At 39.9% G+C, this 26717-nt stretch carries 24 protein-coding genes; 16 read left to right on the top strand and 8 right to left on the bottom strand.

What is annotated here, in order from left to right:
- Positions 1–443: 443 nt before the first annotated feature.
- Together ACPPVU_RS25860 and ACPPVU_RS25855 are read right to left on the bottom strand one after the other, a co-directional pair.
- On the bottom strand, positions 444–1991 hold the full coding sequence (locus ACPPVU_RS25860; RefSeq protein ID WP_426669629.1) for an acyl-CoA mutase large subunit family protein: 1548 nt from the start codon (positions 1989–1991) through the stop codon (positions 444–446).
- A 113-nt stretch (positions 1992–2104) separates the two neighbouring features.
- Positions 2105–2632 carry a hypothetical protein gene (locus ACPPVU_RS25855; protein WP_426669628.1) on the bottom strand — a complete coding sequence of 176 codons (528 nt, stop codon included), beginning with the start codon at positions 2630–2632 and terminating at the stop codon, positions 2105–2107.
- A 91-nt stretch (positions 2633–2723) separates the two neighbouring features.
- On the opposite strand from ACPPVU_RS25855, the gene ACPPVU_RS25850 reads away from it, so the two are divergent.
- The 4 genes from ACPPVU_RS25850 (at position 2724) to ACPPVU_RS25835 (ending at position 6806) form a co-directional block, all read left to right on the top strand.
- Positions 2724–3077 (top strand): HesB/IscA family protein, encoded by a 354-nt coding sequence (locus tag ACPPVU_RS25850; protein WP_426669627.1) that lies wholly within the window; start codon positions 2724–2726, stop codon positions 3075–3077.
- A 537-nt stretch (positions 3078–3614) separates the two neighbouring features.
- Positions 3615–4709 (top strand): lipase family protein, encoded by a 1095-nt coding sequence (locus tag ACPPVU_RS25845; protein ID WP_426669626.1) that lies wholly within the window; start codon positions 3615–3617, stop codon positions 4707–4709.
- Positions 4710–4761: 52 nt separating this feature from the next.
- On the top strand, positions 4762–6003 hold the full coding sequence (locus ACPPVU_RS25840) for an ABC transporter permease (protein WP_426669625.1): 1242 nt from the start codon (positions 4762–4764) through the stop codon (positions 6001–6003).
- Positions 6004–6284: 281 nt separating this feature from the next.
- Positions 6285–6806 carry a hypothetical protein gene (locus tag ACPPVU_RS25835; protein ID WP_426669624.1) on the top strand — a complete coding sequence of 174 codons (522 nt, stop codon included), beginning with the start codon at positions 6285–6287 and terminating at the stop codon, positions 6804–6806.
- A gap of 82 nt (positions 6807–6888) precedes the next feature.
- Here ACPPVU_RS25835 and ACPPVU_RS25830 read toward each other — a convergent pair whose 3' ends face one another.
- Genes ACPPVU_RS25830 through ACPPVU_RS25810 form a run of 5 tightly spaced genes read right to left on the bottom strand, consistent with a single transcriptional unit; the run spans position 6889 to position 12017 of the window.
- A complete protein-coding gene (locus tag ACPPVU_RS25830; RefSeq protein WP_426669623.1) occupies positions 6889–7623 on the bottom strand; it encodes a tyrosine-protein phosphatase in 735 nt (244 codons plus the stop codon).
- Positions 7624–7625: 2 nt separating this feature from the next.
- A complete protein-coding gene (gene rfbB / locus ACPPVU_RS25825) occupies positions 7626–8678 on the bottom strand; it encodes a dTDP-glucose 4,6-dehydratase (RefSeq protein ID WP_426669622.1) in 1053 nt (350 codons plus the stop codon).
- Positions 8679–8697: 19 nt separating this feature from the next.
- Positions 8698–9720, bottom strand: a complete 1023-nt coding sequence (galE, locus tag ACPPVU_RS25820; RefSeq protein ID WP_426669621.1) for a UDP-glucose 4-epimerase GalE — start codon at positions 9718–9720, stop codon at positions 8698–8700.
- Entirely contained in the window at positions 9720–10706 is a 987-nt protein-coding gene (locus ACPPVU_RS25815) for a UDP-glucuronic acid decarboxylase family protein (RefSeq protein WP_426669620.1), read from the bottom strand. Before ACPPVU_RS25815 ends, galE begins: the two co-directional genes overlap by 1 nt.
- Complete coding sequence (locus ACPPVU_RS25810; protein WP_426669619.1) at positions 10707–12017, bottom strand: UDP-glucose dehydrogenase family protein; 1311 nt, start codon at positions 12015–12017, stop codon at positions 10707–10709.
- 186 nt (positions 12018–12203) lie between these two features.
- Between ACPPVU_RS25810 and ACPPVU_RS25805 the strand changes: the two genes are divergently transcribed.
- From ACPPVU_RS25805 to ACPPVU_RS25760, 10 genes are all read left to right on the top strand, one after another.
- Positions 12204–13379 carry a 3-deoxy-D-manno-octulosonic acid transferase gene (locus ACPPVU_RS25805; RefSeq protein ID WP_426669618.1) on the top strand — a complete coding sequence of 392 codons (1176 nt, stop codon included), beginning with the start codon at positions 12204–12206 and terminating at the stop codon, positions 13377–13379.
- 128 nt (positions 13380–13507) lie between these two features.
- Positions 13508–15007, top strand: a complete 1500-nt coding sequence (locus tag ACPPVU_RS25800; RefSeq protein WP_426669617.1) for an IS1182 family transposase — start codon at positions 13508–13510, stop codon at positions 15005–15007.
- Between the two features lie 333 nt (positions 15008–15340).
- The gene (locus ACPPVU_RS25795) at positions 15341–16159 is read left to right on the top strand and encodes an alpha/beta fold hydrolase (RefSeq protein ID WP_426669616.1); all 819 of its coding nucleotides are present in this window, start codon (positions 15341–15343) and stop codon (positions 16157–16159) included.
- Entirely contained in the window at positions 16156–16779 is a 624-nt protein-coding gene (locus tag ACPPVU_RS25790) for a lysophospholipid acyltransferase family protein (RefSeq protein ID WP_426669615.1), read from the top strand. The genes ACPPVU_RS25795 and ACPPVU_RS25790 overlap by 4 nt, the downstream gene beginning before the upstream one ends.
- Before the next feature lie 13 nt (positions 16780–16792).
- Positions 16793–17413, top strand: coding sequence for a 1-acyl-sn-glycerol-3-phosphate acyltransferase (locus tag ACPPVU_RS25785; protein ID WP_426669614.1), 621 nt, complete (start codon positions 16793–16795; stop codon positions 17411–17413).
- A gap of 1 nt (position 17414) precedes the next feature.
- Entirely contained in the window at positions 17415–18503 is a 1089-nt protein-coding gene (locus ACPPVU_RS25780; protein ID WP_426669613.1) for a glycosyltransferase, read from the top strand.
- Positions 18482–19174: a carotenoid biosynthesis protein gene (locus ACPPVU_RS25775; RefSeq protein ID WP_426669612.1), complete on the top strand. Its 693-nt coding sequence runs from the start codon at positions 18482–18484 to the stop codon at positions 19172–19174. The genes ACPPVU_RS25780 and ACPPVU_RS25775 overlap by 22 nt, the downstream gene beginning before the upstream one ends.
- A gap of 59 nt (positions 19175–19233) precedes the next feature.
- The gene (locus ACPPVU_RS25770; protein ID WP_426669611.1) at positions 19234–20085 is read left to right on the top strand and encodes a 4-hydroxy-3-methylbut-2-enyl diphosphate reductase; all 852 of its coding nucleotides are present in this window, start codon (positions 19234–19236) and stop codon (positions 20083–20085) included.
- Positions 20086–20103: 18 nt separating this feature from the next.
- Positions 20104–20991, top strand: a complete 888-nt coding sequence (locus ACPPVU_RS25765) for a LysR family transcriptional regulator (RefSeq protein ID WP_426669610.1) — start codon at positions 20104–20106, stop codon at positions 20989–20991.
- 83 nt (positions 20992–21074) lie between these two features.
- A complete protein-coding gene (locus ACPPVU_RS25760; protein ID WP_426669609.1) occupies positions 21075–22043 on the top strand; it encodes a YeiH family protein in 969 nt (322 codons plus the stop codon).
- Positions 22044–22105: 62 nt separating this feature from the next.
- On the opposite strand, the gene ACPPVU_RS25755 is transcribed toward ACPPVU_RS25760, so the two are convergent.
- A complete protein-coding gene (locus tag ACPPVU_RS25755; RefSeq protein ID WP_426669608.1) occupies positions 22106–24502 on the bottom strand; it encodes a prolyl oligopeptidase family serine peptidase in 2397 nt (798 codons plus the stop codon).
- Positions 24503–24572: 70 nt separating this feature from the next.
- Here ACPPVU_RS25755 and ACPPVU_RS25750 point away from each other — a divergent pair, with 70 nt between their 5' ends.
- The gene (locus tag ACPPVU_RS25750) at positions 24573–25085 is read left to right on the top strand and encodes a GNAT family N-acetyltransferase (RefSeq protein ID WP_426669607.1); all 513 of its coding nucleotides are present in this window, start codon (positions 24573–24575) and stop codon (positions 25083–25085) included.
- 291 nt (positions 25086–25376) lie between these two features.
- On the top strand, positions 25377–26651 hold the full coding sequence (locus ACPPVU_RS25745; protein WP_426669606.1) for a hypothetical protein: 1275 nt from the start codon (positions 25377–25379) through the stop codon (positions 26649–26651).
- Positions 26652–26717: the final 66 nt, after the last annotated feature.

Raw genomic sequence — 26717 nt, 5'->3', positions numbered from 1 at the left:
ATAAGTTTTTATTAAAATCTTGATTTACAACCCCCCAACGACACATCCAATGGGGCTGTTACGGAACATCGAATATTCAAAAAAAAAGCTATTTAAAAAATTAAATTTTAAAATTTAATTGAATAATTTCATCATATATTAATGATATATATGAGGAATTATAAAATAAAAAACTTATATTTTGCACGAGTGGCAAATATTAGTTTCCAACAGTGTAAACGCTGTTTTTGCATTTTTCTCCTGCTTTTTTAGTTTGCTTTTCATAAATAATAATATTCCTTTTACGTTATTGGTGTATCAATAGTTGAGCCACCGTTTTATGTCATGAATGTATTAAAAGTTAACCGCCTGTTAATACGTTGAATAATTTTTTAACAGGCCATTTTTGTGGATATGACAGAATGGGCTTTACTGTCAATTGGCTGGAAAAAAAGACAGATTTGTCAGTATTCTCCAAATACTCCCCGCAAGGTGTTCGCAATTTCCCCCAGGGTGGCATAGCTTTCGACCGCAGTTAGTATAAAGGGCATTAAGTTTTGAGTTCCTTTGGCAGCTTCGCTCAATTGATGAAGGGCATCATTGACTGCAGCACTATCCCTGGAAGATTTTAATTCGGTTATTTTATCAGCCTGCATCTTTCTGATCGAATCATCCACCCTGAAAACATTCTCGGCAGGAGCTTCCTGTTGTATAAAACGATTGACTCCGACGATCACTTTTTCACCGCTTTCGATCTCATTCTGATATTCATAAGCTGACCGGGCTATCTCCTGTTGTATATAGTCCTGCTCAATGGCCTTAACGGCCCCGCCCATAGCGTCTATTTTATCTATATACAACTGTGCTGCTTTTTCCAGCTCGTTGGTTAGCTCTTCTATAAAGAACGAACCTGCCATCGGATCAACTGTGTCCGTTACTCCGCTTTCAAAAGCGATGATCTGTTGTGTACGCAGAGCAATTTTAGCTGCTGTCTCTGTAGGTAATGATAGCGCTTCGTCATACCCATTGGTATGTAAGGATTGTGTTCCGCCCAAAACTGCTGCAAGCGCCTGGGTAGTTACCCTTACTATATTGTTCATGGGTTGCTGGGCAGTCAAGGTTGATCCGCCTGTCTGCGTATGAAAACGTAGTTTCTGAGCGCCGGGATCGGTTGCACCCAGGTCTTTGGTAATATGTGCCCACATCCTCCGGGCAGCCCTGAACTTCGCTATCTCCTCAAAAAAATTATTATGGCAATTAAAAAAGAAGGACAGTCTTTTGGCGAATACATTTATATCCAGTCCCTTGGTTAAAGCTGCCTGTAAATAAGCCTTGCCATTGGCCAAAGTAAATGCCAGTTCTTGTACGGCTGTTGAACCTGCCTCACGGATATGGTAGCCCGATATAGAAATGGTGTTCCATTTCGGTACCTCCTTGCTGCAATATTCAAATACATCGGTAATAAGCCGCATGGAAGGCACTGGCGGGTAGATATAGGTCCCGCGTGCAGCATATTCTTTTAAGATATCATTTTGTATAGTGCCTGATAGTTGTTTCAGATCAGCTCCCTGCTTTTTGGCTAAGGCAATATACATGGCCAAAAGAATGGATGCCGTCGCATTGATGGTCATGGAAGTAGTGATGTTTTTCAGCTCAATACCGTCAAACAATACCTCGATATCCTTTAACGAATCAATTGCAACACCAACCTTGCCTACTTCACCCTCAGAAAAATCACTGTCCGAATCATAGCCAATCTGCGTGGGCAGGTCAAACGCCACTGAAAGGCCCATCGTTCCCTGGCTGAGCAGGTAATGATAGCGTTTGTTTGACTCTTCAGCTGTGGAGAACCCGGCATACTGGCGCATGGTCCAGGGTTTACCCCGGTACATATCTTTCTGAATGGCCCGTGTGAACGGAAATTCGCCCGGCAACTCGTTCATTGCTGAAGGTTGGCAATAAACTTCTTTAATTTCGATACCCGAGGTAGTCGTGAATTTTTTACCGGACATAAATTGATTTCGAATGTAGAATTTTCAATTTAAATACTTCCACGTTTTTTAAATGCAATATTTATAACACTTTTAAATATCGAATTCCGAAATCGAAAATCCGAAATCCGATATTAAAAGAATGCTTCCATATCTTCCCTTATGATGTTCAGGGCAATATCATAAGGATTATCGTCCAAATGGCTCAAATGTGCAAGTATAGTCTTGCTTAGATCCAGACCAGTGGCATTTGCAGGTAACCCTTTCACTGCATTGGTTATTATGCTCAGCGTATCATCTTTCACACGCTTCACGATGGCCCATGCACGGCTGCTTACATATATCTGTTGTGTGATGTTATGCTGAAACTCATTCCGTATCTCAGCTACTACAATACTGTGCAACTCAACCGCCGAAAGCTCGGTACCACCCACGCGTACGAGCATATTTGAGGGGTTCACTCTCTCAACAAATAGTACAATACGCTCATAAGCCTGAAAACGTAAAGGCAAAGTCTGACTGCTTATGCTTTTTTTAAGTTCTATCAATTGCAGGCTTTCCGACTTGTCCAGATAAGGCTTTAACAGATAAAAAGCCATATAAACCACGCCTACACCGGCAACAATCAGTTTTAAAATTTCAAGTAAGTAATTAGAGTTCATATAATTTAGTGTTAGGCTGAGGTCATAAATATTTGACAAAAAGCAAAAATCTGCATTTTACCTTATATTTGTATAGTTAATTTAAAATAAGATGAGTACAGCTGTTGAAACTGCATTGGCACCGGTAACCTTTACACAGGGCGCTATTAAAGAATTGAACAAATTAAAAGATCAGCAGGAACTGAATGATGAGTTCGGTCTGCGTGTGGGTGTTGAAGGTGGCGGCTGTTCTGGTATGAGCTATGTTTTAGGTTTTGACCAGCAAAAAGACGGAGACCAGATATATATGATCGATGGCATTAAAGTTTATATGCATAAAGCTCATGGCCTGTACTTAGCAGGTATGCAGATCGATTTCCAGGACGGGTTAAATGCCCGTGGCTTTACTTTTAATAATCCTAATGCCGCCAGTACCTGCGGTTGTGGCACTTCATTTTCGGTATAAATAGTATTCATTATAAGATTTTAGTAAGCATGCGTCAAAAGGCGGATGCTTTTTTATTTTTGTAACAATTATGATACAATTTTAGGTCTTTATATTGTAGCAGGCACTCTCTACCAATTGAAACTTTTTAGCTCCTATTAAATAACGAATAAAAAATTTCAGATTATCAGTCGCAACATCCTTTAAACTTCCTTCTGAATCGGAGAACGATCATAATACACAATTTCCTTTCGCAAAGGTGCTTGTTAAGCCAATTAAGTGTCTTTAAGCTATTATATAAAAAATTTAAAGGTAATGGCTTTGATGAAATCAAGCCTTTGTCTTTTTAAATTGGTCTTTAACTGAAATCTTAGTTTATTATTGCTGAAGGTGAAATTTATTTTAGCTAATTATAAACCTGTTTCAATTTATAACCACCTGATATAAATGCATTAAATAAACCGCTATCTAAAGAATCTTTTTTAAACCAATTACCGTTTAAGGTTTATCGCCTTTTGGTGAATATTTTTTATGCCTAATTAAAATTTAACTGTAATTATGAAATATTTTTACCCCCTGATCTTTTTTTTATTACTTACAACGGTTACTAATGCACAACTAAAACCTGGCTTTGACGCAAATGAATACCTTGAAATGCTACGTATATCAAGACAGCAGTTTAAGGATACACTGAAGGGAGACCCTACTCCGCTACCAGGTCAATATCGCATTATCTATCGTTCGCCGGAAGGGCCGTTAAAAAACAGGTGGGAATTATGGGTAAACACGAAGGGTACAGCAGTGATCAGTATAAGGGGTACTACAAAATCAGATGCCAGCTGGCTCGAAAATTTTTATGCAGCAATGGTGCCGGCAAGCGGACAATTGCATATCGATAATTCAACTAGCTTTAAATATCATCTGGCTAGCGATCCAAGAGCAGGGGTGCACATTGGCTGGCTGCTGGGTTTAGCTGATCTTTCAAAAACTATTATTCCTAAAATAATCTGGCTAAACGAAGCAAAGGGATATAAAAACTTTATCATTATGGGGCACAGCCAAGGCGCAGCTATAGCATACTTGCTACGCTCTTATATTGCTGATCTGCAAGCAACCCAGTTATTATCTAATAACATAACTTTTAAAACTTATTGCAGTGCGCCTCCAAAACCAGGCAATGGCTATTATGTATATGATTATGATTATCTCACACGTGGGGGATGGGGTATATCTGTAAGAAACGCTGCCGATTGGGTACCTGAAACACCTTTTTCTATTCAGACGTTAAATGATTTCAGTTCGCCAAATCCATATACCAATACAGATGAGGTGACAAAAAAACAAGCCTTTTTCAAAGAAGTTTACCTTGATCATTATAGCCAATTGAAAAAGAAGCCTGAAAAAGCCCAACAGGCAAACGAGAAATATTTAGGGACCCAGGTATACGTATTGATAAAAAAGTATTTACCTAAATTTACTGAGCCGGTTTATCTTCATGACAATAACTATACGAGCTGTGGTTCGCAGGTAGTATTGATGCCCGATAAAGACTATCGTTCAAAATTTCAAAGCGATCCGAAGAATGTTTTTGTACACCATATGTTTTGGGCATACTACTATTTAGCGCAGAAAGAATATTTAAGTCCACAATGATTGTAACAAACCGGCATATAGCTTAGTCATACAACAGAATTTATTTTGCGCTATGCCGGTAAAAACCTCTCTTAAAGAAAACATTGCGATAGCTTTACAATCTATTGCCGGTAACAGGTTGCGTACTTCGCTTACCTCGCTAATTATTGCAATCGGAATTATGGCGCTGGTAGGTATTTTAACAGCTATTGGTGGTATTGAACAGTATACAAATGATGCTTTTGCCGACTTAGGGGCTAATACCTTCACCCTGCAAAATCGGGGTGAGGGACTCAATTTTGGCGGTGGCGGACATCGTAAGGTCTATCCCAGCATCACTTACGAACAAGCATCCCGCTTTAAATCATTGTTTAGCCTGCCTGCTGTAACGGCTATCAACCTGGATGTAACCGGAACTGCAGTAGCTAAATACAGCAATCTTAAAACTAACCCCAATATATCAGTTACCGGCTCTGACGAAAATTATTTAGCCACAGGCGGTCGCAAACTGGGTTTCGGTCGTAATTTTTCTGCTTCGGAATTGCAGCATGGCGACAATGTGGTGATGATAGGTAACGAGATAAAAAAGCGCCTTTTTAAAAATGAAGATCCGATCAATAAATTTATATTTATTGGTAATTTCAAGTTTAGGGTAGTTGGTGTTTTTGCTTCAAAAGGATCAAGTGCTGGTTTTGGCGGCGATAAGTTTTGCATCATACCCGTGCTTAAAGCCAAGCAGATGGATACCCTAAAAAATATTTCATTCACAGTTACGGTAAAGGCAAGCAGTCCAAATACACTGGATGCCACTGTAGGTGAAGCTACTTCTTTATTCAGGAACGTACGTGGGTTGAATGTCCATAAAGCGGACAATTTTGAAATCTCCAGGAGTGACTCAATCCAAAAAGAGTTAGCCGGCCAGATAGCCGGAATGACAGCTGGTGGTGTGGTTATCGGTGTAATAACTTTATTAGGTGCGGCTATAGGTTTAATGAATATCATGCTTGTTTCAGTTACCGAGCGCACCCGCGAAATAGGTGTGCGTAAAGCTATCGGGGCTACGCCTGCTGTTATACGCAAGCAGTTTTTGATCGAAGCCATTGTAATATGCATTATAGGGGGTATAGGCGGTATTATATTAGGCATCGCCATAGGGAATTTAATCGCCGTGCAGATCAGTGGTACTTTCGTTATACCGTGGGGATGGCTTTTGGCCGCTATTTGTCTTTGCACACTGATCGGTTTGATATCAGGCTATTATCCCGCAAAAAAAGCTTCAAGACTTGATCCGGTTGAGGCGTTAAGATACGAGTGATTTCTATTTCGAATTCCGGATGTTTAATTTCGGATTTAGCACTTACTTTCAGTAGTTATGTATAAATTTTGAAGTCAAAAATTCGGCAATACACTTCCCACCGTATTTTTGTGCAATAAATTTATTAACTTGTAAACAATAAATTTTCTCGATTGTTTATGGGTAAGAAAGCCTTGCAGTCTAAATTTCCCTAATTTTTATCCGATACTTCCGTTCATTTAAACGCGCTGATCATGAATAAATAATACATAACTAATGTGCGGCAATAAAATTTAATTATCATGAAAAGGGGAAAATTAGTCATCTTAGTGATTGGCGTGGTGATATCCGGAATGACCAGTGTGTATGCACAAAGCAAAAAAGAAAGAATTGAAATTTTAACCCGGAAGACGGATAGTCTCGAAAAAGCTCTGTCCGTCAAAAATGAAAGTTTAGTTCAATTAGAAATAAAATTAGCAAAGCTGGAGGGTACGACAGATACTCATAATGAAGAAATAAAACGACTTGAAAATAAAGCTGACAGCTTAAAAGAAGCGCTTATTGTCAGGAATATGACTATTGAAAGCCAGGGATCCAAAATAACTCAATTAAATAAGGATATTAACGGATTACAGGCACAACAAAAAGAGTGGACCAGTAAAAATGACTCATTAACCGTTGAATTAAATTCCCTGAAACAAAGACCAGGTGATGCCGGGGTAACAACAGTTAAGGATTCAAAATCAACTGAGTCTCCGAAAGAAGAAAGAAAAGCAGGAAGTGTAGCCACTAGTAATAAACCAGATCCGGCAATAAAGAATTAATCGATCTTCCGAACATACAAGAGCCGGGGACCAGGATATTTTACTTACTGAGTCCCGGTTCCTGACTCTTTATTCCTGATTCTTATTTCAGCATTATATTCTTAAGCGGGTAATTGCTCAACAATTTTATCACATGAGGCAATTTCAATGCAGTTTTGAATGCTTCGGCATGCTTTAAATGGTGCATGTCGCTTGATATAAAATCCACCAGTTCATTATCTACCAGGCTTTCAGCCATTTTTTTAGCGTCTTTGCCAAAATATCCGGTTAGCGATATGGTATTGATCTGCAACATACAGCCCCAGTCGCGCATATTTCTTAATTGTTCAATATCCATATAAGGATATCTTTCGGGGTGGGCAAGGATTGGTTTATAACCCAGTTCCTTCATACGTAAAATAGCACCGACAGCATTAGGCGGCATACTGATGAATGAAAACTCAAAAAGCACGTAATTATCACCCATAGTCATCAACTTATGATCATTTATACGGGCATCAAAAGTTTCGTCGTAATAATGTTCTGCAGCAGCCTCTATTTCTATATCGATGTTTCTTTCTTTTAACTCAGCTTTTAATATTTCAAGTGAATTATTAATGGTTTCAGCAGTGTTTTTATAATAATCAGCCATTATATGCGGAGTAGCGATGATCTTTTTGATCCCCAGCTCCATCATCTTATCGATCAGCACTATAGAATCTTCGACATTACGCGCGCCATCATCTATGCCAGGCAAAACATGCGAGTGCATATCTACCCAAATGGGTTCATAATTTATCGCAACGTGAGCATCCTTCTTCTTAAAAAAGCTAAACATTTTTATCTGTTAGTATACTGTTCATTATAATATTGCTGATAGTGCCCCGATGTTACATCGCTTAACCATTCCTCATTAGCAAGGTACCAGTCTACTGTTTTCTCCAATCCCTCTTCAAATGTGATACTCGGAACCCAGCCTAAATCATTTTTTAATTTGGTGGCATCAATTGCATACCGCAGGTCGTGCCCGGCCCTGTCTGTCACAAAAGTGATCAATTTAGCTGATTCGCCTTCTGGCCTGCCTAATTTCCTATCCAATATACTACATAACAGTCTAATCAGGTCAATGTTCTTCCATTCATTGTGGCCCCCTATGTTATAGGTTGTCCCTGTTTTTGCTTTATGGAATATCACATCAATAGCCCGTGCATGATCCTCAACCCATAACCAATCGCGTATATTTTCGCCCTTCCCATATACGGGAACTGACTTATTTTGTTTGATATTATTTATAGCAAGCGGGATCAGCTTTTCAGGAAAATGGTAAGAACCATAGTTGTTTGAGCAATTAGAAATTACGGTATCCAATCCGTAAGTATCATGATAAGCTCTTACAAAATGATCAGAACTTGCTTTGGAAGCCGAATATGGTGAATGCGGATCGTAATTGGTTGCCTCTGTAAATATGCCGTTTTCATCCAGGCTGCCATAAACCTCATCAGTGGATACATGATAGAAACGGGTGGAATGATAACGATTTTTCCAGCTATGGCGGGCAGCATTTAACAAAGTTACGGTACCCACAACATTGGTCATCACAAACTCTATCGGGTTGGTAATAGACCTGTCTACATGCGATTCGGCAGCCAGATGAATAACCGCATCAGGCTGTTCTGTTTCAAAAAGATCATTTATAAACTCTGTATCGGTGATATCCCCTTTTATAAACCTATAGTTGGGCAAATGCTCAATGTCTTTCAAATTAGCCAGGTTACCCGCATAAGTAAGCTTATCCAGGTTAATGATGTTGTAATCCGTATAATTGGTTACGAATCGGCGAACAACATGCGACCCGATGAAACCTGCCCCACCTGTAATTATTATTTTCTTCATTCCCTATCCTAACCTATTTCTATAAAGGATTTTGCGATATATATTTTTCCCATGCCCATGCTGAGGACATCATAGTATCAATACCTAAATCTGTTTTCCAGTTTAATTTTTCTGCAGCTTTGGATACATTACCCCAAACCTGCTCCACGTCACCGCTACGACGTGGGCCTATGCTATAATTTAGCTTTAAGCCTGATACTCTTTCAAAGGTTTTAATTGCCTCTAATACTGAAGTGCCGGTGCCTGTACCAATATTAAACACATCATAGCCCGAAAAATTGTTGTTCTCCATTAGTTTTAATGCAGCTACATGGGCCTTGGCCAAGTCAACTACGTGTATATAATCACGAACGCAGCTACCATCCGGTGTATTGTAGTCATCCCCGAAAACGGTGATCTTTTCACGTTTACCGATAGCGGTTTGTGTGATAAAAGGCACCAGGTTTTGTGGTACACCAATAGGTAATTCGCCTATTAAAGCGGAATCATGTGCACCTACCGGGTTAAAATATCTTAAAGCGATCACTTTGTATGCTGATCCTGCTGAAACGGTATCGAATAATATTTCTTCCGCTATTTGTTTGGTATTGCCATAAGGCGATTGTGCAGGTTTGATAGGCGCCTGCTCGGTAACCGGTAAAACATCCGGCTGACCGTAAACTGTACAACTGGACGAAAACACAAAATTTATCGGCTTACCATAATAGGCATCCAATAAATTAACTAATGAATAGATATTGTTCCGGTAATATTTTAGGGGTAGTTGCACCGACTCACCTACTGCTTTAAAAGCTGCAAAATGAATTACGCCTGCAATATCAGGTTCAGCGGTGGCCAAATTTTTAACCGTATGCTCATCACTTAGATCAAGCTGGTGAAATACTGGCTTATGGCCTGTTATTTTAGTGATCTGATCTAAAATTTTAGGATGAGAATTGGAAAGGTCATCCACAATTACTGGTTCAAAACCGGCATTGATCAGCTCAACCACGGTATGTGAGCCGATATAACCTAAGCCACCTGTAACTAATATTTTTGACATTATTTTTTGTTGTAATAGGTAAAATCTTTATGCAGGATTTCTGTTTTAGGAAGTGATTTAAAATACTCATAAGTAATTTTCAAACCTTCGCTTCTTGAAACTTTTGGCTCCCAACCCAGTATAGCCTTTGCTTTGGTAATATCCGGGCGGCGTTGTTTTGGATCATCAGCCGGCAGTGGCAAACTAACCAATTGCTGATCGGTACCTGTTAGTTTGATGATCTCTTCACCGAACTGACGTATAGTGATCTCGTCAGGGTTGCCAATATTCAAAGGCTGTGCATAATCACTTAATAATAAGCGATAAATTCCTTCTATCAGGTCGTCAACATAACAGAATGAACGTGTTTGTGAGCCATCTCCGAAAACAGTCAATGGTTCACCTCGCAGGGCCTGTCCAATAAATGCAGGTAAAACACGCCCATCATTTAGCCGCATACGCGGGCCATAAGTATTAAATATCCTAACTATTCTTGTTTCGAGGCCATGAAAAGTGTGGTAAGCCATCGTAATAGCCTCCTGGAAACGCTTAGCCTCGTCATATACACCACGTGGACCTACAGGGTTTACATTCCCCCAGTATTCTTCGGGTTGTGGATTTACATTGGGGTCACCATAAACTTCAGAAGTAGAGGCGATCAGCATCCTGGCTTTTTTTGCACGAGCTAACCCGAGCAAATTATGTGTACCCAGTGAGCCTACTTTTAATGTTTGGATAGGAATTTTTAAATAGTCTATCGGGCTGGCCGGCGAAGCAAAATGCAATATGTAATGGAGCTCCCCCGGTATGTGTACGAACTTGGAAACGTCATGCTGGTAAAATTCAAAATTCTCCAGTTTAAACAGGTGCTCGATATTGCGCAGGTCGCCGGTGATCAGGTTATCCATGCCGATAACATAGTAATCCTCCTTGATAAACCTGTCGCATAAGTGCGAACCTAAAAATCCGGCTGCCCCGGTTATTAAAACACGTTTGCGATCTTTCATTTATTCAATTACTTTTCTGCCTATGCTATTATAGTAAAAACCGCAATCAATCATTTTTTGCAGATCATATAAATTACGTCCATCAAAAATAACTTTATTTTTCAGGAGATTTTCAAGCAAATCAAAATCCGGCGTTCTGAAAACAGACCACTCGGTAACGATCAGCAAAGCATCTGCATCTTTCAGTGCTTTGTATTGATTTTCAGCATAGCTGATCTGATCGCCCAATAAAGCCTTTACATTATTCATTGCTTCAGGGTCAAAAGCAACAACCGATGCTCCCGCTTTTAATAATTCATCGATCACATACAACGAAGGGGCTTCACGTATGTCATCAGTCTCTGGTTTAAAAGCAAGGCCCCACATGGCAAATTTTTTGCCTTTTATATCACCTTTAAAGTATTTTTTTAATTTCTCAACCAGAACTTTCTTCTGTATCTCATTAACCTTCATTACTGAGTTCAGTATCCTGAATTCATATTCATTCTCCTCAGCTGATTTGGCCAGAGCCTGCACATCTTTCGGAAAACAACTGCCTCCATAACCAATACCCGAAAATAAGAAGCGCCTGCCGATACGGTCATCAGCACCGATACCACGCCTTACCATATCCACATCGGCGCCCACCTTTTCGCAAAGGTTGGCAATCTCGTTCATGAAGGATATTTTGGTAGCCAGGAAGGAGTTGGCAGCATATTTTGTAAGCTCTGATGAACGCTCATCCATAAAAACAATAGGATTGCCCTGACGCACATAAGGTGAATATAATTCGCCCATCAGTTTGCGGGCCCGCTCATCCATTGTTCCTATCACCACACGGTCCGGTTTCATAAAGTCGTCAATAGCCACGCCTTCCCGCAAAAACTCAGGGTTAGATACAACCGCGAACTCCAAATCGGTGTGTTGTTTCATGATGGCAGTTACCTTATCGGCTGTGCCAACGGGTACAGTTGATTTGGTGACGATCACTTTATATTCTTTTAACAGTTTGGCAATATCTTTTGCGGCACCCAGTACATAGCTCAAGTCGGCAGCACCATCTCCACCAGGAGGGGTAGGAAGTGCCAGGAAGATGATCTTTGCATCTTTAATGGCCTCCTGCAGGTTTGTGGTAAAGCTAAGCCTGTTGTGGCTTATATTGCGGTTAAATAATAATTCGAGACCTGGTTCGTAGATCGGCACCTGGCCGCTTTTCATCATTTCTACTTTCTTTTCGTTGATGTCTACACAGGTAACCTGGTTTCCCGTTTCGGCTAAACAAGTTCCCGTAACTAGCCCTACGTAACCTGTTCCAACCACAGCAATTTTCATAGTATAGTTTGTTTTTTAGTGGTAATAAAATTATCATTGACTATCCAATTTTTTTAGCGGTAGTCATGATCGTTTCATACGTAATTTATTTTTATTGTTATTACTTTTATACCCGCGAAGGTAAGAATTTCAAACTCAATGTTACTGCTTTATAACTTAGCCCTACGGTTTTATTTCTTTTTGATAATGATAGCTGCTTTTTTTAACAAAAAGGCAAAACTCTGGCTCGATGGCCGGAAAAAAATCGAATATCAACAATTCACAAAAAGCGCCTGGTTCCATTTTGCCTCGTTAGGCGAATTTGAACAAGGCCTGCCGGTATTAACCAGTTATAAAGCTTCAAATCCTGATTTAAAAATAGTCATAACGTTTTTTTCGCCTTCAGGTTTCGAAATCAGGAAAAATACTCCGCTTGCCGATGCAGTTTATTACCTGCCGCTGGATACAAAACGGAATGCACGCAAATTGATAGCTGCAATAAATCCGGTAGTTGCTGTTTTTACCAAGTACGAATACTGGTACCATTTTTTTAAGGAATTGCATAAGCGGGATATCCCTTTGTATATTATTTCGGGCATATTCAGGCCAAACCAGGTGTTTTTTCAATGGTATGGAGGTCTGCATTGCAGAATGCTCAAATTTGTAACCCGTTTTTTTGTTCAGGATGAGGATTCAAAACTGCTGCTGCAAAAAATAAATATCGATAACGTATCGGTAAGTGGTGATACACGTTTTGACCGGGTTTGGATTAACGCGCAACAGCCTAAATCTTTCCCGGTAATTGAAGAATTCAGCAGGGGACATAAAGTATTTGTTGCAGGTAGCACCTGGCCGGAAGATGAAGTACTACTGGCAAGGCTGGTGCCTGATTATCCTCATTGGAAATTTATCTTCGCACCGCACGAGATTAGCGAAGAAAAGATCGACAAATTAATTGAACAATTGCCTCTTGATTCCAGTATTCGGTATTCTCAAATCTCAAATCTCAAATCTCAAATCTCAAATTACAGTGTTTTAATTATTGATAATATTGGTATGCTATCCTCCTTATATCAATATGGAGATATTGCTTATATAGGCGGTGGTTTTGGTGCAGGAATACACAACACACTCGAGGCGGCTGCTTTTGGTTTGCCCGTAATTTTCGGTCTTAACTATGAAAAATTTAAAGAGGCGAGAGACCTTGTAGAACTACGATTAGGTTTCAGTATCCATAACGAAAGTGAGCTTAAGAAAATTGCAGTTTATTTAACGGGAGACGAACTTAGGTATCAGCCCATCAGCCAAAAGATCAAAGCATATATAAGGGAACATATAGGGGCTACAGAAATGATCATGAGTTATATTCAAGATCATGGGTAGAGAATTATTTTGGCTAAAGCCCCAGCAGTGGTCAATAGCATCTTTTCCGTCGGCTAAAGTGGCTGTTGCACGACTAAGATGTTGAAAACTTGATTTGTTTAAATATCTGATTATTAGTATTTTGTATCATGCAAGGCAAAAAGACATATCAGGAAAAACTCTTTGTAAACTTTCAATTATCAGACTATGTGCCTGCTGATAATTTTTACAGGCGATTAAAAGAACAACTGGACCTTAGGTTTATTTATCCGTTGACAGCAGAATATTATGGAACAGAGGGCCAGAAAAGCATCGATCCGGTTGTATTTATGAAACTGATGCTGGTAGGTTATTTGGAGAACCTGAACAGCGACCGCCGCATTATCTCAGCCTCTCGTCTTCGGATGGATATACTTTATTTCATTGGCTATGATCTGGGTGAAGAACTGCCATGGCACAGCACCGTAAGCAGAACCAGGCAATTATATGGTGAACATGTATTTACAGCGGTATTTAAACGTGTATTGAAGCAATGTATTGATAAAGGAATGATATCCGGCAGAAGACAGGCTGTTGACGGTTTCTTTATTAAGGCGAATGCATCACTGGACAGCATGGTTGAAAAGGAAATACTGGAAGATGCAACAACTTTTGGCCGGGAACTAAAAGCCAATGAGGATGAAGATAAAGAAAGTCCTGTTCTAAAGCTTAAAGAAAAACAAGGCTGTGATGATAAAGGTCTAAAGCTTGAAAGCAACCCCGGTAATGATACCCATTATAGCCCGTCAGACCCTGATGCAAAGATGTCTGTCAAGCCGGGTAAGCCAACGGCTCTGAATTATCTTGGCCAGGTAAGTGTAGATACAGCTTCTCATATGATCACTTGTGCGAAGGTATTTTTAGCTGATAAGCGAGATAGCCAATGCCTGCCAGCTGTACTTACCTATTTGACAAGCAATTTGAAAGAGAATGATATTGCGATACAGGAAGTGATAGCTGATACCAACTACAGCAGTGGAACTGCATTAAAAACATTACAAGCAATAGGTATCACCGCGTACATACCTAACACTGGTAGATTTAAATTTGAACGTGAGGGATTTATCTATCATTCGGAAGATGATTATTATGAATGCAGAAATGGGAAAGCATTAACCTTTAGCGGGATTAGTGAGAACGACAAGCGTTATGTCATTGCCGGGAAACATTGCCAGGGATGCCCGTTTAAAAATATTTGCATAGGCGATAAAAAGTATATGGCTATAAAAACAACCATTGATAAGCCCTATTATGACCAGATGCATCTGCGGATGCAAACCAAAAAAGCTGCCCGGCTGATGAAAAAAAGACAAAGTACGGTTGAACCGGTAATTGGTACACTTGTTAATTATCTGGGTATAAAAAAGGTGAATTCAAAAGGCCTTGATCAGGCAAATAAATGCTTAAACATAGCCGCAACCGCTTATAATCTTAAGAAACTACTGAAATATAAGCCACGCACAATCAAGAGCGATTTACAAGAATTGAACAAGGCTTCAAAATTGCTAAATAAAGTCATATCAAAAGCAGACAAGCTAATTTTAAGTGATAATAATTACTTATCTCGATTATTTGACATCTTTACTAAACATCCGGTAATCAACTTCTAATTAGGCTCACTTTATTAAAAAAGTTGTGGAACGGTGGTCGTGCAACAGCCACTAAAGCCAACGGCAATGAAATTATAATTATTCCCACCCAATTTATGATTTACATTGGCTTTAGCCAGCCGAAATGATTTAGAAATTCATTGCTGCCCCCATTTTAAGGTTTCTGTTGACTTTAGCCAGCGGAAACGATTTAGAATTCATTGCCGTCCCATTTATGGGACGGACAAATAAAAGCTCTAAGTGGCTTCAGCCAAAACGAGCCAGCGACAAATAATCAATCCTTTTTTATTCATTTATTTTCAATCTTACCCATTATCCTTAATATTGCCTGCTATGGGCTTTTTGCAGATTCCGGGCTTAGGTAAGATACATTATCATGAATATGGCAGCGGCGATAAACCTATGCTTGCTTTCCATGGGTACGGCATGACCGGCAAACAATTCCATGTTCTAAAAAACTCTGTTTTATCCCGATACCATGTTTACGGCTTTGACCATTTTTTCCATGGCGAAAGTGAATTAGAAGGTTGGGACGAAAAGCAAATCCTTTATGGTATGCCCAAGGCCACGGTTAAGGCTTACTTAGATGAATGGTTTAAAATCTATGGCAAACAGAAAGTATCATTAATGGCTTATTCCATAGGCGCTAAACTGGCACTGATATTAGTTGAAGAATATCCCGACCTGATAGATGAAATTATTTTAATGGCGCCAGATGGATTGTCGGTGTATAAAGGTTTCCATTTTCTAACAGATCAGCCTTTGGGAAAATATTTTTTCAACCGGGCTACTAAAAGTAAATGGATTACTCCGGCTTTGTTAAGAAATCTAAAAAGGACACGCTTTATTGATGATAACCTGTATACCATCGCCTATAATGAGGTTGATACAAAAAAGAAGAGGCTTGATGTGTATTATACCTTGAACCTGATACGGCAACTTAAACCAGATACTATTAAAGTAGCCAAACTTATTAATCAGCATAAAATAAAATGCACTTTGATTTTTGGGCGGGATGATAAATTATTCCCTAAATCGGCAGCTGTGCCATTCATCGGTCAACTGGAAAATGCCAAAGTGCATGAAGTTCCATTAGGCCATTGGCTGGTAGTGCCGGCATTGGATGAGTATTTAGTAAATTTGTCTGAATGATACCTCAGCGCAGCAATCAATTGGTTAAAAAACTGTTTGCCCCTTACCTGGCTTACAGGCTGCGCAAAGCATTTAAAGTTTTAAAGCATAACGAAGTCAATATTTTACCAGGCCACTCTGTATTGCTTTTGTGTAATCACTTTAGCTGGTGGGATGGTTTTTTTGCCGGGCATTTAACGCATACTTATCTTCATCGCGATTTCCATATCATGATGCAGGAAGACCATATCAAAAAGAGGATGTTCTTTAATCTTTTAGGTGGATTTTCTATTAATCGGAAGTCCAAAGAGGTGATAAAATCATTGCAATATACCGCTGCGTTATTGGACGATCCTCAAAATTTAGTTGCAGTTTTTCCGCAAGGTGCACTGGAATCCAATCATATTGAGGAGATCAATATTGAACGTGGAATAGATTATATTGTAAAGAAGATCAAAGGCGATTGCCAGATCATTTATTACTCGGCATTTGTTGAATACTTTGAGAGCCTTAAGCCATCAGTATATTTTCACCTTTTAGATTGTGGTACCAACCGCAATTTTGATTATGACAAGGTAAAGGCATTGATAAATGCGCACCATAAAAAGGCCTTGAAAGATCAGGTTAATGCGGAACATTGATTAACTTGCTTAAATGATCCGCAATCAAAATAACGTATTTATCCGCTGGATTTTACACAATTATACCCGCTGGATAGTTAGCTGTCATTTTCATGAAATTATAAATAACCAAATTGAAATTGACCCTAATAAATCGGTTTTATTGATAGCGAATCATTTTAGTTTTTGGGATTCGCTGATATTATACATTATCAATCAGAAAGTTTTAAAAAAGACGTTTCACGTAATGGTGCGCGAGGACACCACGTTGCATTTAAAATATGTTAAATACGGAGGCGCATTTTCGATCAATAAAAAATCAAAGGAGATGTTGGAGTCATTAGACTATGCCGCAAAACTATTGGATGATCCGCAAAACCTGGTGTTGATATTTCCACAAGGGAAATTGTACTCTAATTTTGTGAATGAAATAAATTTTGAAAAGGGCATTATGAAGGTGATACAAAAAGCGGAAGAGAATTTCCAGTTATTGTTTGCCACAACATTTATACAGTACTTTAAGCACAAAAAACAGAGCGTTACAGTTTATCTTAAACAGGAAGAATATACAGGTAAGAGTTTTGAAGATTTAAAAAATGCCTATCAAAAGCATTATGAGAATACTAAATTGCAGCAAACCGAAATTGTGATATAAAGTGATCATTGTCATTTACGCCACTTTCTTTTTTATTATCCTGCGCTTTGCCGTAACGATTTTTAATTTTATTTCGGACCCCAAACTTCGCCGGGTAAACAAATCATATACCAACCTGGTATCCATTCTGATCCCTGCCCGCAACGAGGAAGAAAATATTTTAACGTTACTAACATCCATATACCAACAGGATTACAAGGATTATGAAGTGATCATTCTTGACGATGACTCGTCTGACCAAACCTATGCCATTTGCGCCGAATTTGCCGCAAAGCATTCTAATTTTAGAGTGATAAAAGGCAAGGAATTAACCGGGCAATGGCTGGGTAAAAATTACGCCTGTCACCAGTTAGCCAGGCAGGCAAAGGGCGAGTTCTTATTATTCCTCGATGCAGATGAACAGGTTTCTGATGGCCTGATCAACAGCGCCGTACACCGCATGCATTTTCGGAACCTGGCTTTGTTGAGCCTCTTCACTAACCAGAAAATGATAACCATTGGCGAAAGGGTAACCGTTCCACTAATGCATTACATCCTTTTAAATCTTTTGCCTTTGCGATTGGTATATCTCTCCAAAAATGCAAGTGTGGCAGCAGCCAGCGGCCAGTTTATGTTATTTAATACTGAGGTTTACCGGCAATACGAATGGCATAAAAGTGCAATGGACAAGATAGTAGAAGATGTGGAGATCATGAAACAGGTAAAAATTGCAGGCTTTAACGGCGAAAGTTTATTGGCTAACGGAATGATCACCTGCCGGATGTATACTAGTTACGGTGAAGCGATAAATGGTTTTGGCAAGAATTTTTTGGCCGCCTTTAATTATAATGTCTTCAGCTTCCTCATTTTTCTCATACTATTAATTGGTGGCCCAATGATGGTGATGATCACCTTAAATCTCCAACTGATAGCGATGATGATCGGCCTGATCATTCTGACGCGCATTATGATCTCATTGGAATCCGGCCAGAATGCTTTTATAAACGTTATATTGCATCCGCTGCAAATGTTCAGCCTGGTATTGATCGCTTTTTCAGCCATCCAAAAATATCTAACTAAAACTACCGAATGGAAAGGCAGGAAAATATGAGATCCCACAACCTTCTGAAAGAGGAATCCGCAAAAAGTAAAATATCCGTTTCTATCATTATTTTGTTTCACATTGTTGGGCTTATCGGCCTAAGTATACTGGCTACGCGCTTATTATTCCTTTATATAGTCCCTTTTCATTTATTACTGATGCTGGCAGTGGTTGTGTTAAATCATAACCATTTTGACGGCCGCTTTTTGTTTTTTGTATTAGTGGTGTTCGTTTTAGGATTTACTGCCGAATGGATAGGCGTTCACAAACATTGGTTGTTCGGGGATTACCACTATGGTAAAACTTTAGGGCTTCAATTGTTGGGCGTGCCATTGATTATCGGCTTCAATTGGTTTTTGCTGACCTATTCTACCGGAGTGCTGATGGACCGCAGCCGATTAAAAAGCATGTTTTTCCGGATAATAACTGGTGCGTTGTTATTGGTATTATTAGATGTGCTGATAGAATTAATGGCGATACATTTGGATTACTGGCGTTGGGCCAATGATGTTATTCCTGTAAAGAATTATATCTGCTGGTTTTTTGCGAGCGCTTTTATGCTGCTGGTATTTGAGTTGTTCCGTTTCAAAAAGCAAAGTATTGTAGCCCCTGTACTGCTGCTAACAGAATTTATTTTCTTCGGACTTTTATATCTACTCGCTATGTGCCATTTATCATAATAATTCGATAAATCGCAAAATCGTGTTTTAACAATTTTTGCCGTAAATTTGCATTCGTTATGGGCGATTATCAATTAAAGGTTACCATTGACCAGGATTCGGGCTTTTGCTTTGGCGTTGTGTATGCTATTGACATGGCCGAAGAAATACTGGCCGAAGATGGTTACTTGTATTGCCTGGGCGACATTGTACATAACGATGAGGAAGTAGAGCGCTTAAAATCCAAAGGATTACGCATTATAGAACATGACCAGTTAAAGGATCTGCATAACGAAAAAGTGCTGATCCGTGCGCATGGCGAGGCACCCGAAACCTACCGTTTAGCCCTGGAAAATAACATCATGCTGATCGATGCCTCATGCCCGGTGGTATTGAAACTGCAAAACCGCATCAAGACATCTCACGATAGTAACGAGAAGATATTAATATTTGGTAAGCATGGCCATGCGGAAGTGATCGGACTGAGCGGACAAACCAATAACGAAGCATTAGTTTTCCAGGATATTGCAGAACTGGATAATGCCGAATTGCCGCAAAAGATCACCCTATACAGCCAGACTACCAAAAGCACCGAGAAATTCTACAGCATCAAAAATGAGTTGATAGCCCGTGGTTACGAAATAAAGGCCAATGACACCATTTGCCGCCAGGTATCCAACCGTGATAAAGACCTGCCTGCTTTTGTAGCTAAGTTTGACAAGATCGTTTTTGTATCCGGGCGCAAATCGTCCAATGGTAAGGTATTGTTCGAGGTTTGCCGCAAACACAATCCCAATACCTATTTTATCTCGTCTTCTGATGAGTTGGATATATCCATGTTTGCACCGAACGACAAAGTAGGCATAGCCGGTGCCACCTCAACCCCAATGTGGCTGATGGAAGAGGTGAAAGCTGCACTGGAACAATACTAATAGTCTTATATTAGCCTAATGTCCGATTTCAGGCTTGAAGTTTTTTATACTGTTGCCAAAAGGCTGAGTTTTACCAAAGCTGCAGCAGAATTATTCATTACCCAGCCGGCAGTAACCAAGCATATTCACGAACTCGAAGAACAGTATAAAGCCAAACTATTTGAACGCAAGGGCAATCGTATCGTGCTGACCGATGCCGGTGAGTTGCTGCTCCATCATGCTGAAAAAGTATTTGAGCTTTACAGAAATGTGGCCTACGAGATCAACGCACTCAGTAAACGTAAAGAAGGTTTATTACGAATTGGGGCAAGTACCACCATTGCTCAATACATTGTTGCGCCGCTTTTAGCGAAATTCAGAACTAAATTTCCGGATGTACAATTGAGCCTGATTACGGGCAATACCACCCAGGTTGAAAAAGCTTTGCTTGACAAAGAAATAGAGATTGGTATCATCGAGGGCTATTCAAAAAACCCGGAGATCAGTTATCATGAGTTTTTGAAGGATGAGATCGTGTTGGTTTGCAGCAGCAAGCATCCTTTGGCAAACAGAAATTTATTAAAGCCTGATGAGTTAAAAAATATCCGCTTTGTGCTCCGCGAACAAGGTTCAGGTACATTGGAAGTAATTGATCATGCATTAAAGAATGCGGGAATTAACCACTCCGAATTAATTGTCGAGATCCGCTTGGGGAATACGGAGAGCATCAAATCCTATCTTTTAAATTCCCCTTCTATGGCTTTTCTATCTGTCCACGCCATTGTTGACGAAGTTAAAAGGGGCGAGCTTAAAATTATTGATGTAGAAAACCTATCCATCGAACGCAGCTTTTATCTGATCAGCTTACAAGGAAAAATAACCGGCTTGGCCGATCTGTTTTTTCATTTTACCCAGCACTATTCATAACTTTAAGTAATGGGTGATTAATATTTACGATTTGACCCGCGACCAATTGCTGCCCACTTTTGTGCTGTTAAAACATAAAAGAGATGGACGCAGCAGGGCTCAAAAACCACAAACAAGTATTACATTTAAATGATACTGCCAGGAAAATAATTTTCATACTGGCACTACTATTTTGTCTTTTCCCAATCATGTCGCCACCCATAGCATTATTACTTGGGTTGATATTGGCGCAATTAGTTGAGAATCCCTTTTCACACCTCAATCATAAAGCAATCAACTGGCTGTTAAAAATATCCGTTGTCGGCTTAGGATTCGGGATGAACATTTTCAGCGCCATACAGGCAGGCCGCCAGGGAATTTTATTTACAGTAGCATCAATCATAACCGTATTAACAGTCGGCATCATTGCAGGCCGTTACCTTAAGGTTGATAAGCGAACTTCTTTCCTGATATCTGCCGGTACCGCTATCTGTGGCGGAAGCGCAATAGCGGCTTTATCGCCCGTTATAAAAGCGGAGGAGAAGCAAATTTCCGTTGCAATGGGTGTTATATTCATCCTTAACTCAATCGCTTTATTTATTTTCCCGGTTATTGGTCATGGGCTGCATTTATCGCAAACACAGTTTGGCTTGTGGTGCGCTATTGCAATACATGATACCAGTTCTGTAGTAGGAGCAGCTTCACACTATGGAGCACAGGCCCTGCAAGTGGCCACCACAGTTAAATTGGCGCGTGCACTGTGGATAATCCCAGTTGCATTTATTACCACCCTGGCATTTAAAACGGGTAGCAAGAAAATAAGCATTCCTTATTTCATCGGATTGTTTATAGTAGCCATGCTGGTAAATACCTATGTACCTTTTATAAAACCCATTGTACCTTATATCACAAGCATCGCCAAAACAGGCCTTACACTTACACTTTTCCTTATCGGCTCAAGCCTGTCTTTTAAAGTATTAAAATCTGTAGGCATTGTTCCTTTATTCCAGGGAGTGATGCTTTGGGTGTTGATCTCAGGAGTTGCATTATGGGCCGTAGTAACGTTGGCCTAATCATAATTAATAAAAGTGATTTCGAATAAAGATTCGAAATCACTTTTGCTTACACGGAGAATTTATTTCTTCAACGTTTCCTCAAACAGCTTAAATATCCGTTTATACTCATCGGCCCAACTGCTTGGTTCTTCAAACGCATGATCTTCTACGGGATAGGGGGCAAGCCACCAATTGTCTTTATGCAACTCTATCAACTTTTGAGTAAGTCTTATAATATCCTGGAAATTCACATTCTGATCTACCATGCCATGCAGCATCAGCAAATTACCTTTTAAGCCATTGGCAAAATAGATAGGCGAGCTTTGCCTGTAGGCCTTCTCATCATTGTAAGGCTCGTTCAATATCTCATCGGTATATTCATGATTGTAATGCGCCCAATCAGTTACCGAACGTATAGCCGCACCCGAAGTAAATACATCGGGCTCTGTAAACAAAGCCATCAGTGTCATAAATCCACCGTACGAACCGCCATACATGCCCACATGCTTTGGATTGACACCGTATTTAGAAACCAGGTATTTTACCCCGTCCACCTGATCGCTCAGATCCTTGCCGCCCATATGACGATATATACCTGTACGCCAGTCGCGCCCGTAACCTGCACTGGCTGTGTAATCAATATCCATTACATAGTAACCGTTATCAGCGAGCATATTATTAAACATAAACTCCCTGAAATAATAGCTCCATGAGTAAGTGACGTTTTGCAAATAGCCTGCACCATGCACAAACACCACAGCCGGTTTTGCGGGATCAGGATTTTTAGGTTCATAAACCCGTGCATAAACATCACTGCCATATCGGTTTTTAAATGTGATAATCTCCGGCGCGCGCCATGGGTAAGAATTATATTCTTCGCTGACAGAATTGGTGATCTGTACAGTCTTTGCACCCGGTTTATTAGGCTGCAGGTATAGCTCCCATGGTTTATTGGTATAAGAATAACGGATAGCCAGCCATTTTTCATCAGGCGAAAGAGTTATCTCAGTACCACCTTTCATCGACGTCAATTTAACAGGTTCACCACCAGTTACTGGTATGCGGTAAAACTGAGTAATGCCTGGATGCTCTATGTTGGCAGTGAAGTAAAATGTCTTTTTATCCTTTGATAGCTCCAAGGTTTGTACTTCCCATTTTCCGGTAGTCAGTTGCTTTTTGTCCCCTGTGGTTACATCGACCAGGTAAATATGTGAATAACCACTTGCCTCGCTTTGATAGTAAAAATGAGTATTATCGATCCAGCCTAAATTATCTGTGCCTGGCCCACCTACCCAGGCCTCGTTGCGCTCACGATCAAGCGGACTAAGTTGTCCATTTTCCGGGTTAAGTTTCATGATCCAGCGGTCTTTGTTATCCTGCGCATTGATCACAACCACTGCATTTCTACCATCTTCACTCCAGTATGGGCCGTTGATATCTATTTTCCGGTCCTCATTCTTTTTAGTGCGTGCTTCTAGTTCTTTTGGGTAATCTTTTACATAATCAGGCAGATCTTTTATGCCAGGTATATCTTTGGTCGAAATACTATAAACGGTATCCTGCTGCTTGTCAAAAATATAAGTCTCCGAAACTTCCTGCGGACCGCCAACTTTTTCCCTGTTGGGTATATCTTCAGTAAAACCTGATGCCGTAACGTAATCAGGAACGATGGTCAACTTTTCATCTTTAGGCAAAGTAACCAGACGATAAGTGATGTAATGTCCGTCTGGACTCAATTCTAAACCTCTGATGCGTTTATCATCTACATTGATCTCCTTCAATTTTTCAGGCTGAAGGGCTTTGCGGTCAGCAGCATTCAGCTTGTCGGTCTTATCTTTTTCTTTTATTATGTCGAACAGTTCCAGCTGCTGGTCCATCAGCCATTTTTCCTGTGTGTTAGCTGAACCATCACTGGTTTTGGCATCATTATTTTGACGGCCTTTTCTACCAGAAGATGCTTGTGCCTGCGAACCTGAACGCACAAAATTTGTTAGCTGTACCAACTCACCGCTATTTAGCTGTATCGCATACAAGTTATCGTTGCGAATAAATAACACGCGACTTTCATCACCACTAAAAACCGGGTTGCTTTCCCGTTCAACTGTGCTGGTTAATTGTATGATCTTTCCTTTAATGATATCAGAAAGAAAAATATCCCCGTTTTTTTCGAAAAGTTTGATGGTATGTTTTTTATTCCAGCTGCCGTTTGCTGATGACAATGCCTTTCGTTCATCCAAACTTACCTTCTGCGGCTTGGTATCATTAGGAGTGATGCTGTACAGTTCATTCAGGTCAACCTTTTCTGGATTCCAGTTGAAATAGACCTTTTTGCTATCATCGCTCCAACGAATATTTGATGGCGAGGTACCAATCCATTTCGGATCGCGCATGATCTTTTCAACAGTCAGCTTTTCCAGTTTTTGAGCAAAGGCATTGGCGCAGGCACTGATCAGGATCAGCGTAAATAATTTCTTCATGTTTTATTATTGAGCCGTGCAATTTAGCAAATAGATAATAATAGTATTTTAGCGGTTATATAGATAGAGTATGGAATTAAAAGGCAATGGTTTTATTATTCGCAGATGGAAAAAGGGCGATGAGGTCTCTTTGCAAAAGAATGCGAATAATCCGAAAGTGTTTGCCTGCCTGATGGACAGGTTTCCGTCGCCATATACTATGGACGATGCCATACTTTGGGTGAATAACCTGATCAACCAAAACCCGTTGGTCAATTTTGCCATTACAATTAATGATGAAGTAGTAGGTGGCATTGGCCTTGAACCCCGGCAAGACGTTTATCGCAAAACTGCCATATTAGGCTATTGGCTTAGCGAAGAACTATGGGGTAGGGGTATTATGCCCGAAGCAGTTAAATTAATAACTAATTATGCTTTTACCCAGCTTGATTTTATCCGCATCCAAGCCAGTGTTTATAGTAAAAATCCTGCTTCTATGCGGGTGCTCGAAAAAGCAGGATACGTTAAGGAAGGAATAATGCGAAACGCCGTCATCAAAAACAACTTGGTGATGGATGAGCATCTGTATGCGATTTTAAAATAATTCTTATCTCTTCTATTTAAATACAGCGACAGGCATTTTCCATTGTCAAATAAATCGCTGTAAAGCACACCGTTAAAAAACGACAATAATTTACGTAAAAATACTGTTACAATTCCCGTAGTAATACTGGCAGTTTCCCTTTTTGATGTCCCTAGCTTTACTAAATAAAGCCCCTACTATTTAACGGATGCAAAATTTAAATATCAAGGGGGAAGCCGAAAACCCATACAAGAGTAAGCGCCCGATAAGCCGAAAAGGGATATTGCAGAGTAGGCGAAAAATCTTATAACAATGAAAAATGCCTCAAAAGATCAGGCAGGCTGCTGCCCCGTACTTGACCCTAAACAACTTTGCGAGATAATGCATTTCAATTACAGGCTTAATTACCGGCCCGAATTAGAAGCATTTCGTGAGTTCGCAAATTTTCCTGTTGGAGTTGAAGTGAAATTTACATTTACCTACAAACGTTGTCCTGGCGATTTGTTACAGGGTGACCTTGTATACACCAACACTTTATTGCCCGGGGAAATTGTTCGTTTATTTACGTCTGACAGGCGCACAAAGTTTACACTTGATACAAGTTCTGATGTGGCCAATCGTAACGTTCAGGCTTCGGAAGAGAGTTTTCAGGCGCAGCAAATGAGCGATTCCATGTTTGATTTTACAAGCAAAGACAGTCAGAACTCAAGCTATAATAACAAATCGCATGTTGATGGGCATGGTGACGCAGGTGTTGATATACTGGGCTTTGGCGGCGAAGCAAACATGAGCGGCAACTTTAATGCTTCGGGTACATCTTCGTTTGCAAATGAACTAAACCAGCATGCACAAAGTAAGCACAATGAAACTGCAATGAGCACACGTAAATCTGCAAGTGTTTCTATTGGTGAAGTCCAATCGCGTGCCCACGCTGAAACATCGTCAGAAGATCAGTTTGAATCATCATCACGGGAATTTAAAAACCCTAATCATTGTCATGCGGTAACATTTTTGTTTTATCAAATAGATAAGGCCTATACAGTAGATTTCAGCTTAGATGCCATTACTATCCGTGTATATAACAATCAGCTGGATAACGCCCGTATTTCAGCAACTCCATTTGCATCAAGTGATGGTGTCGGTATCTTATCAACCAAAGTTTTGGCTACAAATTTTCCAAAAGCTGCTGTACAGGATAATGCTACTGTTATCCAAAGAGCCCAGTTTGCAAATGCCGGTTTTTTTAACCTGGATCAGCCGCCTTTACCGCAAGCTGTTATACAAAAAGTAACAGACATTGTGAAGGCCGAGCTTGTACAGGTTGGTTTGTTAAACAAAGATGGCTCTGTTTCTGACGGTGCCAAAAAGCAATATGGTTTTCATACATCTATGGCATTGCCTACTCCGGGAATTATGGTGAAAGGCTGTTTGGATGATTGTGATATCTGCGAAGAAGATGTACACGAATCAATAAAACTTGATCTCGAAAATAAAAAATTACAAAATCAACTGTTAAAACGTCAGATCGACTTACTTGACAAATCTCAGGAATATCGTTGCTGCCCCGGAGCTGAAATAGAAAGCTGAGCAGAAGTGATGTTTTAAAGTAACTGGTTATCAAAAACTCAAACTATCATAATTATATGCCAAACT

Origin of the sequence: Mucilaginibacter sp. McL0603 (genome assembly GCF_049992945.1) — a bacterium.
Taxonomy (GTDB): Bacteria; Bacteroidota; Bacteroidia; order Sphingobacteriales; family Sphingobacteriaceae; genus Mucilaginibacter.
Note: the sequence above shows the minus strand (reverse complement) of the source record. Positions and strands in the feature narration are given on the sequence as shown.